Annotated in this window: 10 protein-coding genes; 3 read left to right on the forward strand and 7 right to left on the reverse strand. The window is 68.1% G+C overall.

Features of this window, described 5'->3' with window-relative positions:
- Together glyS and DU502_RS01315 are read right to left on the reverse strand one after the other, a co-directional pair.
- Positions 1–1,824, reverse strand: a complete 1,824-nt coding sequence (glyS, locus tag DU502_RS01310; protein WP_121921069.1) for a glycine--tRNA ligase — start codon at positions 1,822–1,824, stop codon at positions 1–3.
- Positions 1,825–2,670, reverse strand: a complete 846-nt coding sequence (locus DU502_RS01315) for a CBS domain-containing protein (protein ID WP_121921068.1) — start codon at positions 2,668–2,670, stop codon at positions 1,825–1,827.
- A 111-nt stretch (positions 2,671–2,781) separates the two neighbouring features.
- Here DU502_RS01315 and DU502_RS18030 point away from each other — a divergent pair, with 111 nt between their 5' ends.
- The 3 genes from DU502_RS18030 to DU502_RS01325 all read left to right on the forward strand — a co-directional run bounded on the left by DU502_RS18030 (position 2,782) and on the right by DU502_RS01325 (position 4,865).
- Entirely contained in the window at positions 2,782–2,946 is a 165-nt protein-coding gene (locus DU502_RS18030; RefSeq protein WP_166033599.1) for a DUF7556 family protein, read from the forward strand.
- Between the two features lie 100 nt (positions 2,947–3,046).
- Positions 3,047–4,594: a sulfatase gene (locus tag DU502_RS01320; protein WP_121921067.1), complete on the forward strand. Its 1,548-nt coding sequence runs from the start codon at positions 3,047–3,049 to the stop codon at positions 4,592–4,594.
- A 37-nt stretch (positions 4,595–4,631) separates the two neighbouring features.
- On the forward strand, positions 4,632–4,865 hold the full coding sequence (locus DU502_RS01325; RefSeq protein ID WP_121921066.1) for a YgaP family membrane protein: 234 nt from the start codon (positions 4,632–4,634) through the stop codon (positions 4,863–4,865).
- A gap of 6 nt (positions 4,866–4,871) precedes the next feature.
- Here the strand turns inward: DU502_RS01325 and DU502_RS01330 are convergent, their stop codons facing one another.
- From DU502_RS01330 to DU502_RS01350, 5 genes are read right to left on the reverse strand one after another with little or no spacing between them, the layout of a single operon-like run.
- Positions 4,872–6,350 carry a hypothetical protein gene (locus DU502_RS01330; RefSeq protein ID WP_121921065.1) on the reverse strand — a complete coding sequence of 493 codons (1,479 nt, stop codon included), beginning with the start codon at positions 6,348–6,350 and terminating at the stop codon, positions 4,872–4,874.
- A 29-nt stretch (positions 6,351–6,379) separates the two neighbouring features.
- Positions 6,380–6,667, reverse strand: a complete 288-nt coding sequence (locus DU502_RS01335; RefSeq protein ID WP_121921064.1) for a DUF7130 family rubredoxin-like protein — start codon at positions 6,665–6,667, stop codon at positions 6,380–6,382.
- A gap of 42 nt (positions 6,668–6,709) precedes the next feature.
- Positions 6,710–8,035, reverse strand: a complete 1,326-nt coding sequence (locus DU502_RS01340) for an outer membrane protein assembly factor BamB family protein (protein WP_121921063.1) — start codon at positions 8,033–8,035, stop codon at positions 6,710–6,712.
- A 52-nt stretch (positions 8,036–8,087) separates the two neighbouring features.
- Positions 8,088–13,214, reverse strand: coding sequence for a DNA polymerase II large subunit (locus tag DU502_RS01345; RefSeq protein ID WP_124896989.1), 5,127 nt, complete (start codon positions 13,212–13,214; stop codon positions 8,088–8,090).
- Entirely contained in the window at positions 13,211–13,624 is a 414-nt protein-coding gene (locus DU502_RS01350) for a PPC domain-containing DNA-binding protein (protein ID WP_121921062.1), read from the reverse strand. Before DU502_RS01350 ends, DU502_RS01345 begins: the two co-directional genes overlap by 4 nt.
- Between the last annotated feature and the right edge of the window lie 94 nt (positions 13,625–13,718).

Raw genomic sequence — 13,718 nt, forward strand, 5'->3', positions numbered from 1 at the left:
CTACGAGCGCGTCACGTCCGTCTCGACCCGTTCGTACGTTTCCAGCAGGTCGTCGAACGCCGCCCGACCGTCGAGGATGGCGCCGAGTTCCGCCGCCAGCTCAGCGGTGGGAACCCGTACCTGTGCGGTCGTGTCTCGATCCCGAACCGTCACCGTTTCGTCCGCCGCTTCGACGCTCTCGTGATCGACCGTCACCGACAGCGGCGTGCCGACCTCGTCCTGCCGGCGGTAGCGGCGGCCGATGTTGCCCGAGTCGTCGTGGGCGACCGACAACCCCGCTTCGCGCAGGGCCGCCACCACGTCGTCGGCCAGCGTCTCCAGCGCGTCGTCGCTCACCAGCGGGAACACCGCCACGTCCGTCGGCGCCACCTCGGGCGCGAGCGAGAGATACGTGCGCTCCTCGCCGTCGATCACGTCGCTGTCGTACGCGTGCGCGATCAGGGTGTACACCGTCCGGTCGACGCCGAAGGAGGGTTCGACCACGTGCGGCGTGACGTGTTCGCCCGCCTCCGTCTGCTCCTCGATCCGGAAGTTCGTCACGTCGGTGTCGACGGTCACCGTCTCGCCGTCCACCTCGACGCGTACCTCGTCGCCGTCGAACGCGTCCGGGTTCCGTTCCGCGAGGTCACGCAGCGCGTCGGCCACGTCGCCCGCCTGCCCGCCGAACTCCGGGCCGAGGACGCTCATGTCGGGATCGACGACCGCCCGTTCGACCGTCCGGGGCTCGTCGTACTGTTCGAAGACGGTGAAGTCGTCGTCGCCGTGTTCGGCGTGCTTGGAGAGGTCGTAGTCGCCGCGGTAGGCGAAGCCGGCGATTTCGATCCAGTCGCCGGCGGTGGGGTCGTCGAGGTCCTCGTCCGCCACGGCGCCGCCCACCTCGCTCTCGGCGTCCCAGCAGTCCGCCGCGTAGTGGGCGCGTTCGCCCGGGAGATGCTGGCGGAACCGGAAGCGGTCGCCGTCGACGCCGATCCGCTCGTACCACTCGCGGGCGACGCCGAGGTAGTAGGCCACCCAGTCGCTCGCGACGATGCCCTCATCTACTGCCTCGCCGACCGTCGCCTCGACGTAGCCGCCGTCGGGATCCTCCTGCTCGTCGGCAGGGTACAGTCGGAGCGACACGTCCGCCACGCGGTCGAGCGGCGGTTCGTCCGTGTCGGGGTTGACGAACTGTTCCAACTCGGCTTGCGTGAACTCCCGGGTGCGGACGAGGCCCTTCCGGGGACTGATCTCGTTGCGGTAGGCCCGACCGATCTGCGTGATGCCGAACGGAAGCTTGTTGCGCGCGTACTCCTTCAGCCGCGGGAACTCGACGAAGATGCCCTGTGCCGTCTCGGGGCGGAGGTAGCCCGACTGGCCGGAGCCGGGACCGATGGTCGTCTCGAACATGAGGTTGAACTCCTCGACCGGCCGGCCGGCGAGGGGCGCCCCACACGAGGGACAGGCGATTTCGTACTCCGCGACCAGTTCCTCCACCTCGGGGATGGGCAGGCTCTCGGCCTCTTCGATGTCGCTCGCGTCCTCGATCAGGTGGTCGGCGCGGTGGCTCTCGCCGCACTCGCCACACTCGACGAGCATGTCGTCGAAGCCGTCGAGGTGGCCCGACGCCTCGAACACCGCCTCGGGCGCGATGGTCGGCGCCTCGATCTCGTCGTTGCCCTCGCGGACGGTGAAGCGGTCACGCCACGCCGATTCGACGTTGCCCTTGAGCGCCGCGCCCTCGGGACCGAAGGTGTAGAAGCCGGCGACACCGCCGTACGCTTCGTTCGCGCCGAAGAAGAAGCCGCGGCGCTTCGCGAGTTCCGTGATCGCGCGCGCGTCGCTCATCTACACGCCCCGTAGCAGATCCACGTCGCGGACGATGCCGGTGAGCGACCCGCCCTCGACCAGCGGCACCTGTTCGATGTCGTTCGAGAGCAGGAGCCGGGCGACCTCCTGAGCGGTCTTGCGACCGGAGACCGTCACCAGGTCGTCGGTCATGAAGGTCTCGACGGGTTCGCGCGGAATCTCCACGTTCCGGGTCGGGAAGTAGCGGTTGCCGACCGCCTTGATCCCCTCCCACATCCAGTCGTCGTCCTCGTTGGCGATGCTCTCGCCGGTGTCGTCCTCGCCTTCGACCACGCGGGCCACCTCGATGATGTCGACTTCGGTGAGCATCCCCGTCATTTCGCCGTCGTCGTCGAGGACGATCGCGTAGGGGACGTTCGCGTAGTTGATCTCGCGCTCGGCCACGGTCAGCGGCGTCCCGCGGTGGGTGGTGTTGACGGCCGCCGTCGCCAGCGACGCGACCGGCGTGTCGCCGTCCACGTCGCCGCGGGCGATCGCCCGAACCACGTCCGTCACGGTGAGGATACCCTCTAGGCCGTCGTCGACGACCGGCACTCGGCGGGCGTTCTCGGCGAGCATCATCCTCGCCACCTCGACGAGGTCGGCGTCCACCGTCGTCGTCGGTACGTCCCGCATCAAGAGGGCGAGCTGGTCTTCGTCCGGGTTCTCGATGAGATCGTCTCGCGAGACGAGGCCGCGGTACGCTTCCCCGTCGTCGGTCTGTTTGACGACGGGAATCGACGAGAAGCCCCGCTCCTGGAGATACTCGAGAGCGTCGTCCCGGGTGCCCGGGAGGGCGACGGTGACGACGTCCGCGCGGGGCGTCATCGCGTCGGCTACTTGCATGTCCCCCGTTCCGCCGCCCACCCTCTAATACTCTGCGAAGGACACGCCCGGACCGTCCTCCCCACACCTCGTATCGACGTATTTATATGCGGGTGTTACTATCTAACATACATGGCGCCCGATGCGACGGCTGTGGGGGGACAGGGTTCGGATGTCATGGCTTCGGTGGATGACGGGACTGGGGCCCCGGAGTTCGTCATCGCCGACGTTTCCCGTGACGACGCCTGGGTATCGATCCAGCTTCGAGACGCATCCGGCCTCGACGACTGGCGGTAACGCCCATCCTCCGCGAGACGCGCTCGCTCCCGACTTTTAGACGCGACTCTGCCGACGACGATCCGCGGGCTTTATTCGCTCGACCAACACACTGAGGCCTATGTCGAGCGACGCCCCCGGGAACGTCCTCTTCGTCGTCATGGACACGGTTCGGGCGGATCACCTCACCCCCTACGGCTACGACCGGCCGACCACGCCCGGTCTCGCCGACTTCGCCGCCGAGGCGACCGTCTTCGAGGAGGCGGTCGCCCCTGCGCCGTGGACCCTCCCCGTCCACGCCTCCCTCTTCACCGGCCTCTATCCCAGTCAGCACGGCGCCGACCAGGAGAATCCTTATCTGGAGGGCGCTACCACCCTCGCCGAGACGCTCTCGGCCGCCGGCTACGACACCGCGTGTTACTCTTCGAACGCCTGGATCACGCCGTACACCCATCTCACCGACGGCTTCGACGACCAGGACAACTTCTTCGAGGTGATGCCCGGCGACCTGCTCTCCGGTCCCCTCGCCCGCGCGTGGAAGACGATGAACGACAACGACCGCCTGCGGGCCATCGCGGACAAACTCGTCTCCCTCGGCAACGTCGCCCACGAGTACTTCGCGGGCGGCGAGGGGGCCGACTCCAAGACGCCCGCCGTCGTCGACCGCACGCAGGAGTTCATCGCGGATTCGGAGGACTGGTTCGCCTTCATCAACCTGATGGACGCCCACCTCCCCTACCACCCGCCCGAGGAGTTCGCCGCGGAGTTCGCCCCCGGCGTCGATTCCGCCGACGTGTGCCAGAACTCCAAGGAGTACAACTCCGGCGCGCGCGACATCGACGACGACGAGTGGACCGACATTCGCGGCCTCTACGACGCCGAAATCGCCCACATCGACGCGCAACTCACCCGCCTGTTCGACTGGCTCAAGGCGGAAGGCGAGTGGGAGGACACGATGGTCGTCGTCTGCGCCGATCACGGCGAACTCCACGGCGAACACGACCTGTACGGCCACGAGTTCTGCCTCTACGACCCGCTGATCAACGTCCCGCTGATGGTCAAACACCCCGCTCTCGACGCCGACCGCCGGGACGACACCGTCGAACTCGTCGACCTGTACCACACGGTCCTCGACGCCCTCGACGTGGCGGGCGGCGAACCGGCCGCGTCGGGCGACACCGCGGTCGCCCGCGACCCGACGCGCTCGCTCCTTTCGGCCGACTACCGCGCCTTCGACGCCGCGACCGACCCCGACCCCGGACAGGAAGCCGCCCCCGGCGGTAACTACGGCTTCGTCGAGTACTCCCGGCCCGTGGTCGAACTCAAGCAGTTGGAGGAGAAGGCCGCTGCCGCGGGCATCGACCTGCCGGAAGACTCCCGGTTCTACTCCCGGATGCGCGCCGCGCGCCGCCCCGACGCGAAGTACGTGCGGATCGACCGCATCGACGACGAAGCCTATCGCCTCGACGACGACCCCGCGGAGACGACGAATCTCGCCGACGGCGACGACGACGCCATCCGCGCCACCGAGGCGGCCCTCACCGACTTCGAGACCCACGTCGGCGGCGCGTGGACCGGCGCCGCCGACGCCGACGTGACCGACGACGCCGTCGCCGACATGGACGAGGACGCCCAGGAGCGCCTGCGCGACCTCGGCTATCTGGAGTAGCGGACGATTTTTTCGTGTTGGGAGACTATCATCTAACATGGAGCCCAACGTCGGCGGCACCGACCGCACCGTCCGAGTGATCCTCGGGACGCTCGCCCTCCTCTCGTCGATGGCCGTCGTCGTCTACGGCGGCGGCCTGACCGGCGGCCGTCAGATCCTCGTCGCGGGCGTGATGCTCCTCTTCGCGGCCATCATGTTCGCCACCGTCGGCGCACGTCGCTGTCCCGTCAACGCCGCCATCGGCCGGAACACCTGTCGGAGCCGGAAGTAGCCGCCCTCACTGCCGTCGAACGGCGACGAGCAAGCGGCCGACGATGACGGCCCCGACGGCCGTGAGTCCGGTCGACAGCGTCCCGTCCCCGCGCGTCGTCGGCTGTTCCCCGTCGTCCTCGCTCGCGGTCGTCGTCGCGGCGGGTGTCGACGCCGTCGTGGTCACCGCGGGTGTCGCGGTCACGGTTCGCGTGGGCACCGGGTCGGTCGGCGTCTCGACTCTCGGCGTCGCCAGCGTCACCGATTCGCGGTGGTCCCGTCCGGCGGTGTCGACGGCGCGGATCACGACGGTCGTCTCGTCGCTCGCGGCCGCGAGCCGCTCATGGATCTCGACGCTGGAGGTTGCGTCCCCGTCGTAGGCTGTCCGGCTGTCGACCACGTCGCCGTCCGGGCCGACCGACTCGACCACCACCCGCGTCACTTGCCCGTTGGCGACGGTCCCCGCTACGTCGACGTGGCTTCCGTTCACCCGCGCGTCGGTGATCGTGATCCGTGGCTCCAGGTGACCCCGGTAGTCGAGTGGAACGGTCCACTCCCGCTCGTTCTCGTTCACGTCCGTCGCCTCGAGGACGATACCTTCGGTGCTGTCGCTGATCGGGACGGTGAACGCGAAGTCGACGGCGAGACGCGACCGCGTCGGTTCGGCCGACGTGGGGTTCGACACGAAGTTCTTCTGGGCCGTGCCCGCGACCCGATACGACAGCGTGTTCACTTTCACGTTGTCGCGGACGGTCCCCGCGACGTGGAGCGTGTCGCCGGTCCGTTCGAACCGGTTCAGATCGATCACCGGGCGCTGATCGTCGAGTACCCACACCGTGATGTCGTGTGTGCGTCGCTGGCCGTGCACGTCGACGGCGACGACGTGGAGTTCGTTTCTCCCGAGGCCGAACAGAATCGGCTGGGAGACGTTGTCGCCGGGATTCTCGATCCGGTACGTCTCCAGATCACGCCGCGACTGCCCCCCGAACCGCCACTCGTAGGTCCGTTCGATCCGCACCTCGCGGACGCCGCTCTGGTCGTCGAGGTCGGCCGCGAGCGTCGTCGCTCCCTCCCGGACGGCAATCTGCCCCGTCGGTGGCCTCCCGACCGACTCGAACGGTGACGTGAACGTCACCAGTGGTGCAGTCGAGTCTTTCAGTATCGTCGCCGTCCAGCGCTCGGTCGAGTCGACGACGACGGCTACCTCGTGGTCACCGTCCGTGAGGCCGAGCGTGACGCGTTCCGAGAACGTCGTCGCGTTCGGCTCGAACGACCGGCGCGACTCCCCGTCGACGCGAATCGTCACCGACTCGATCGACTCGGCGCCCGTCACTTCGATATCGAGGACCGGATCGTCGGTGACGGTGCGCCGCTCGCCGCTCTCGGTCGGCGTGCCGTCGACGGCCACCTCGACCGTCGCCCGCGCCGTCGCCATCGTCGGGGCGAGCGCCGCCACGAGGACGACCCCGACCAGCACGACGGCGAGCCGGTGGCGTCTCGGCTCCATCCGTCACTCACGTTCGGCTCCGGCGCGAATCAATCCTCCGTCCAGTAGTACAGATCCTCGCGCGGCGCGTCACAGTCCGGACACGCGTCGGGCAGGTCGCCGAGTTCGCCGACCGCGCCACACTGCGAACACCGCCAGATCAGTTCCGCTCCGCCGAACTCGTGACCGGCGCGTTCGTGTTCGATCGAGAGCGCCTCGATTCCCTCCCGCGTCGTCACGAAGACGCCGTCCTCATCGAAGCCGCGGATGGTCCCGAGCGCCGTGCCGTCGGCGTCGTACACCGTCTGCCCGATCGTGAGTCGCGTCTCTTCGGTCATGCCCCACCTTCGCGTTCGCGCCGCTTAAGTATAAGTGAGTAATCAGGAACTCTCCGACGCCGTCCGGCTTCCGTCAAGGGCGTACACCGTCCCTCCGACGCCGACGAACGCGAGGTTTCCGGCGGTGGCCGGTCCGGAGGGCCGCGATTCGGGTGTGAACCGCCACCGTTCCGTTCCGTCTGCCGGGTCGAAAGTGTGGATCCGGTCGCCGCGGACGTCGGCAAAGACGGTGGTCGAGGCGTGGACGCCGACCTCGACTGCCGGCGGCGTGAACGACCACGCGCGCTCGCCGGAGACCGGATCGAGGGCGTAGACGCCCGGCCCACCCACGTACAACCGCTCGCTCGTTCGAGCGACGCTCGGCCGGAACCCATCGGTGTCGACCGAGAGCGTCCACCGCGTCTCGCCGTCCAGCGGACTCACTGCCAGCAGCCGGCCCGCGCGGTCACCCACGAACACCGTCGTGCTCATCGCTTCGCGAGGGGTCACCACCCGCGACATCGTGAACTCGACATCGCGACGCCAGCGCTCGCGCCCGTCCCCGAGTCCCACCGCTCGCACCGCGCCGTCGTGGCCGACGAAGACCCGCTCGCCGCGGGAGTCGACGGCCGGGCCGTGGATTGCGGTCGAACTGTCGATCCGCCACCGCTCCGCGCCCGTCGCCGCATCGAGCGCTCGAACCCGCGCCGGCGTCCGCACGAGGAGCGTCTCCCGTCGGACCGCGTGGCCGCTCGGAAGCGCGTCGCCACTCTCCACACGCCACCGCTCGTGGCCGTCCCCGGCGGCCAGCGCGTACACGGTTTCGCCGCTCCGTGACACGTCGTCGTCCCGCGTCCCCACGAACACCGTGTCCGCGGTCGTACCGAGCGGGTAGAACCGCCGTCGCTCGGGGGCGTCGAACTCCCAGACACGCGTCCCGCGAGTGGGGTCGATCGCGTGTAGTTCCGCTGCGCCGTCCGTCACCCGCGTGGCGACGTAGAGGCGCGGCCCCGCTTCGCCCTCGGCGTATATCGGTTCGGTCACCGCCGGGGCCGGGAGCGACACGCGCCACTGCTCGGTGCCGTCCGCCAGTCCGACGGCGTGGAGGGCGTGGCCGCCCTCGCCCGCGCCGCCGCCGTCGCTCCCGACGCACACCACCGGCCCGTCGGCGCCGGGGGCGAGTGCTACGACGTCGAGCGCCTCGTGTGGCGTCTCGTGGCGCCAGCGAACGGGGACCGTGCCGTTCGTGGGCGTCGCCGTCGCCGTTGCCGTCGCACTCGACGCGGTGTCGGTGGCGCTCCGTCTCGACGACTCCGTCGACTCGCTCGACCGATTCGTACAGCCAGCGACTGCCGTCAGTGCGGCGAGAAACGCTCGTCTGGAGGGCATCGTTCGCCCATGGCTAACGACCGCCCCCGATATGTGTACTTCGCTCGCCGCGCTACATGAAGTCGTCCAGCCGCGACGGCTTGTTGTGGTCGTCCTGGAACACGCTCTCCAGACTCTTCTCCAGTACTTCCAATCGCTGTTTCGTGTACGGCCGGCAGTCGAACTCGTCGGCCACCTGGATGGCGGTGTCCATGTACTTGTTCACCGACCCCTCGTGGACGGTCAGGTTCACGCGGCCGCCACACTCCCGACAGTCGCCCGAGAGCGGCATCCGTCGGTACGACTCGCCGCAGTCCAGACACCGGGTCTCCTGCCGCGAGAAGGCACGGAGGTTGCCGATCAGGTCCGGCAGGAAGTGGTACTCGATGACCCGCTCGGCCACGTCCGTCTCGTCCACCGCGCGGAGTTTGCGGGCCAAGTTTAGCTGCGCGTCCATCTTCTCCATCATCGACCCGAGCGTCTTGTACGCCGACAGATCGGGTCCGAGCGCGATGTTCGAGGTGTCGTGGGTGTGGTCGAAGCCGTGGTACTCCGTCTCCGTGTCCAGCGACTCCTCCGCGATTTCGATGTCCACGTCCTCGGGGTCGGCCATCTCGCGGGTCGCCTCGTAGAAGTCGAGGGGATACTCCCGCACCACGTCGACGTTGTGCGCCTCGTCGTCGATTTCGGTCGGGTCGATGCGCGAGGACATGACGAGGGGGGCGTCCATCGAGTTGTGAGCGTACAGCCAGTTCGCGGTGAAGATAGGTTCACCGCCGACCTGGAGGTCGTAGAGGTGGCCCTCGTACTCGACCGCTTCGATTCCCTGGATCCGGAGGTAGGAGAGGTCACCGTCCACGAGCGGTCGGAGGTCCGCGAGTCGCGGTTCTGCGGCTGCCGGCAGGTTGCGACTCTCCAACTCGGCGACTATCTCCCGTAATTTCTCCAGCGATACGTTCTCGCGTCGCCGGAGATACTTCGGAATCAGTTGCTTGATTCCCTCGATGTCCATCTCGCGGATTTCCATCAGTGCGTCCGGGATCGGGACGACGAGACTCTTCGGCTGATACGGTTGCTCGCCGTCGAGAATCCTGCGTAACGGATTGTCGGTCGCGCCTCCGGACACCGTCACCGTGTATATGTCCTGCCTGTTCCCGTCGCGTTCCGTCCTCGCCGAGACGTTGGCGACCAGTCCGAGGCGGTGGAGTAGGAACACGAGGCCATCCTTGACGTCCTCGCTGGTCGAGTGGAACGCGATGGTCGTCGCGTTGTCGTCCGTCTTCTCGCTCCCGTCGCCAGCGATGAAGCCGCGAAGGAACGAAAGCGCAACCTCGCGTGGTGCCCGCAGGATGCACTCGGGGATCACTTTCTCGCTGGAGTCGTACGACTCGGCGTCGACGAATCCGAGTCCGTAGAGCACGTCGCGGAAGACCGTCGGAAGCCGTATCTCGTACGCGCGGTTCGACCACCTGATCGAGGGATCGTGGCCCAGCGTCGACTCGACGTGCGAACGCGCTCGTTCGATAATCGCTTCGTCGCTGTTGTGGATCGCCGGATACGTACCCGACAGCGTCCCCTCGGCGACGAACAGGCCGAGAAGCCACGCGAACTCCTCGTCGACCGCAATCTCGCGGTCGATTCCGGTCTCGGATCCCGGTAATCCGACCGTCACGTCGGTCGGAACGCCCTCGAAGCCTCCCGCATCGAGGATGCGTTCGAACCGGTCGTAACCGATCTTGCGCTTGGCGAGACGGTACGAGAGCCCCCGCATGAACTCGTCGTGGGCGTCGCTCCCGTGGCCCGTCGACTCCCAGACGGTTCGGAGCAGGTCCTCGACACGATCGTCGATGAAGATGTACGGATCGTCGACCGCCTCGGTGACGTTGATGGTCGTCTCGACCGGGTCGATATCGAGTTGTCGCGGTGCGAGGACGAGATCTCCCTCCTGCAGGTCCTCGCCGGCGACTTCCTCGATTCCGTCGTCGTAACGGAAGAGGCTGTGATCGGCGGTGATGTCAAGTGACCGGCCGAACTGCGTCTCGACGCGCAGGAGCGTCTCGTTCTCGTCGGCCGGATACCGGATCGCCTTCTCGATCGGTGCGAGCGATGCCCGATGATCGTCGTCGAAGACGTACGTCTGCCATCCTTCCGAGAGACACGGCTTCTTGCGGAATTTCCCGTCGCGTACGATTTCGCTATCGAGTTCGTCCCAGAACGACTCGACAGTCAGGAAGCGGACCTCGCCTTCGGGCGAGACGGCAACCAGTCGTGAATCGGCGGCGACGCTCCCGCCTCGCTGGTCGGGCAAATACTCCCGACTGAAGTTGAGGAGGCCGTCCATGAGGAGCATGACGCAATCTTCGTCTCCATCGCAGTTGCGACGCTTCGCTGCATGAAAATAAGGGTGCGCGTACCCCACCGCCGCCGACGTGAATCCCACGACCCGCCCGACCACCGCCGCCGACGTGTGCGGCGCCATCCCGAAGACGAGTTCGCCGACCAGATCCTCCCGCTCCTCCACCTCGTAGAAGGCGGGCAGGTCGTAGAACTCCGTCAGCAGGTCGTCGACGAAGTCGGCGGTCTTCAGCAGATGCTCCGCGGCGCCGTCCGAGAGGACGATGTCCTGCACCCTGAGTTCGACCAGTTGGTCGTCGAATCGGAGCGGTTCGCCGTCGATATCGGTCTCGTAGCCGAGTTCGCGGAAGTCCTCGGCGGTCACGTCCAGTTCCTCCGGTTTGACCGCCGTCACCGGCAGGTCCGTCATGTCGTAGCGGACCGTGCCGTCCTTGAACGCGCTGACGCCGTGTTTCGCCCGGAGGACGCCCTTCTCCATCGGTTCGGGCGTCTTGTCCGCCGAGGTGAGCCCCTTCACGCCCTTGAGTATCTCGAACGCCGCCTCGCGTTCGCCCACGTGGTCGAGCGCCTCCTGATAGCGCTCTCCGAGGTCGATCCGCTGCCACTCGGCGCTGGTCACGTCCCGCTCACAGCGGTCGCAGTACACCCGCCCGGACTCGTCGGGGTCCACGATCCGTTCACAGGATTCGCACTCGTAGACGGGTTCGGTGTGGGCGCCGCAGTCCGGACACTGCGTGCGGTGGGTGGTCGCGCCGCAGTCGCCACACACCCGGCGACCAACCTGCACGTTCACGATACCCCGGCCCGCGTCGGTGCGGGCGCGGGCCGCACTCCCCACGTCGCGCTGGCTCCCCCCCGCTTCACCGATCGGAAAGAGCGTGTGGACCGCGGGCGAGAGGTCGCGGCGCTCCGATTTCTCTGGTCGGCCCATCCGGTTGCCGATCCGGGTGGGGGCGCGCTCCCGAACGGTGAAAGGCGCCACCTCGTTGATCGCGCGGATGGCGTTGTCGCCGTCGGCGTACTCGCGGGCGGCGGACGGGAGGTCCGCGAGGGTCCACGTCCGGTCGAGGTCGGTCGTCACGCCGAGCGACCGGGCGAGCGGCCGCCAGTCCGCGATTCGAAGACCCTCGTCGGTCGCCACGTGTTCGACGAGGAGGGTTTCGAGCGTCCGTCGAACCCCTTCCGTCGCCTCGACGAGGAGTTCGTCCGCCGTCTCGCCTGCGCCTTCCGGCGCCAGTCCGACCCCGCCATCGCTCTCGACGGCCACTACGTCGCCGTCGGCAACGGCCCCGGCCAGTTCGTCCACCGCCTCGACGCTCACGTCGTGCCAGAGGTAGGTGTACGCCGGGTGGAGCGGGCAGTCGTACTCCGTCGCCCACCGGAGCGCCGCCTCGACCGTCGGATCGTCGAGGGCGACACGGGGGTCGTCCCGGAGCGCCTGCACGTCCGCGCCGCTCGCTTCGAACTCCTGTATCCACCACTCGACCGTGTAGGAGGCGGGGGCGAGCGGGTGGTTGTTCTCGACGAACTCGCCGTAGTTGACGAGATACTCCCCGAGGTCGAGAATCTCCTCGACGCCGTTGCGAATCTCTAACGCCTCCGCGGGGTCGTCGATCCGGCGGACCTCACCGTTCGCGAGGCGGACCGTCGGGCCCTCGATGGTGTCGACGGGTACGACCCCCGCGGCTTTCCCCGGACGCTCGGTCTTGATCTGCGTGCCCGTCGCGAGGAAGTCGTCGACGAGGTGCATCGTCGCGGGGTGGACGCCCGCGGTGGCGAACCCGTGATTCCTGGCGCGGCCGTAGCGGAGGCGGAAGCCGCCGTCCTCGGAGGGGTGGCCGAACACCGGGCGGCCGGCGATCAGGTCGCGCAGGAACTTGGTCGACGGGTCGACGCGCGGGGGACCGGCCGGGGTCTCGTCCGCAGGTTCGTCGTCGGCTGCGTCCGTCTCGTCCTCGTCGTCGGCGTCGTCGCCGTCGTCGGCACTTTCGTCGCCCTCGTCTTTCCCGATGGTGCCGTCGATGAGGTCCTGGAGCCACGGCCACTCCACCTCGTCCAGATCCCGGGTGTAGCGCTGGATCTTCGGTGCCTTCAGCGCGATCCCCTCCGCGAGGACGAGACACATCCCCCCACGGGCGGAGTTGGTGTCGATCCGTTCCAGATCCCGGAAGCCCGACACCTCCTCGTCGCCCGTCGCCTCGCCGTCCAGCATGATCGGTATGTGCTCGGCGATGAACTTCGTCTCCTTGTCCTTCGGCGTGTACTGGAGGCCCGTCTCGGAGTCGTAGAGGCTGATCTCCTCGGCGTAGCGCTCGATCTCGTCGTCTCGGGGTTTGAACTCGTCGATGCCCAACAGGGAGCGCGCGTAGTCCGCAACGAGGACGGAGAGCGCCTGTGCCGTGCCGCCGGCCGAACGGATCGGCCCCGCGTAGTAGACGTTGACGAACTCGGTGCCGTCGTCGTTCTCCAGCACTTCGACGCGATCGATCCCCTCGATCGGGGCGGCGACGACCCCCTCGGTCAGGAGGGCGACGGCCGTCCGGACCGCACCCTCCACCTTTCCCGCGTTCGTGTCGTAATCCCCCACCTCGCCCTCGACGAAGTCCGTGACCAGCGCCAGCGCCGCCTCCTCGCGGCTCATCTGCCCGTCGAGTTCCCGCACGCGTTCGGCCACGCCGTCGATGCCGAGGATGTTCTCTACCCGGTCGGCCATGTCGCGCGCGACCGGTATCTCTACTTCCTCGGTGGGATCGGCGCCCCGCGACCGCGCCAGTTCGGCGCGCTCGAACGCCTCGTCGAGTCGGTCTTCCATCCGCTCGAAGTACGCCTCGTCGTCCGGTGTCACGGGTCGGTCGGATCGTCGGTCGGTCGGTCGAACGATGCCCCGTCCTCGAAAGCACGGAGATGCACGGTGCCTTCGACGGCCGTCGCGGCGTTGAGGTAGCCGCCGACCGCCTGCCCGCTCGGTCGCGTGAGAACGGCGTGGGGGCGGGCGACCGCCTCGCCGTCGTCGACGGTGACGCCGCCGATGCAGGCCGCGACCGACAGCGGTTCGTCGAACCGAACCGCGCGGTGTTCGGCGGCCGTCGGATCGTAGTGCCACACGTCCGCGTCGCTGACCGTCCCCACTCCGGTGAACCACGCCGACGCGACCCCCTCGGCGTCGGCGGCGTGCTCGATGGCCTCCCGCCAGTCGTCGCCTTCCTCGATGGCGACGCGGTACTCCGCACTCACGGCGAGTTCACGAGCGTCCATAGACGCGACACGGACGGGGCCGGATTAAACCTAACCTTCGGCCACTCGGCGTCGGTCGACGGTGCCGCCGCTGGCGAGGTGAACAAACACCGCG

This window comes from Haloplanus aerogenes, assembly GCF_003856835.1.
Taxonomy (GTDB): Archaea; Halobacteriota; Halobacteria; order Halobacteriales; family Haloferacaceae; genus Haloplanus; species Haloplanus aerogenes.

Excerpts from the sequence above, each read along its gene's own strand:
- glyS (WP_121921069.1), bottom strand. The coding sequence starts at position 1,824 with ATGAGCGACGCGCGCGCGATCACGGAACTCGCGAAGCGCCGCGGCTTC.
- DU502_RS01315 (WP_121921068.1), bottom strand. The coding sequence starts at position 2,670 with ATGCAAGTAGCCGACGCGATGACGCCCCGCGCGGACGTCGTCACCGTC.
- DU502_RS18030 (WP_166033599.1), top strand. The coding sequence starts at position 2,782 with ATGGCGCCCGATGCGACGGCTGTGGGGGGACAGGGTTCGGATGTCATG.
- DU502_RS01320 (WP_121921067.1), top strand. The coding sequence starts at position 3,047 with ATGTCGAGCGACGCCCCCGGGAACGTCCTCTTCGTCGTCATGGACACG.
- DU502_RS01325 (WP_121921066.1), top strand. The coding sequence starts at position 4,632 with ATGGAGCCCAACGTCGGCGGCACCGACCGCACCGTCCGAGTGATCCTC.
- DU502_RS01330 (WP_121921065.1), bottom strand. The coding sequence starts at position 6,350 with ATGGAGCCGAGACGCCACCGGCTCGCCGTCGTGCTGGTCGGGGTCGTC.
- DU502_RS01335 (WP_121921064.1), bottom strand. The coding sequence starts at position 6,667 with ATGACCGAAGAGACGCGACTCACGATCGGGCAGACGGTGTACGACGCC.
- DU502_RS01340 (WP_121921063.1), bottom strand. The coding sequence starts at position 8,035 with ATGCCCTCCAGACGAGCGTTTCTCGCCGCACTGACGGCAGTCGCTGGC.
- DU502_RS01350 (WP_121921062.1), bottom strand. The coding sequence starts at position 13,624 with ATGGACGCTCGTGAACTCGCCGTGAGTGCGGAGTACCGCGTCGCCATC.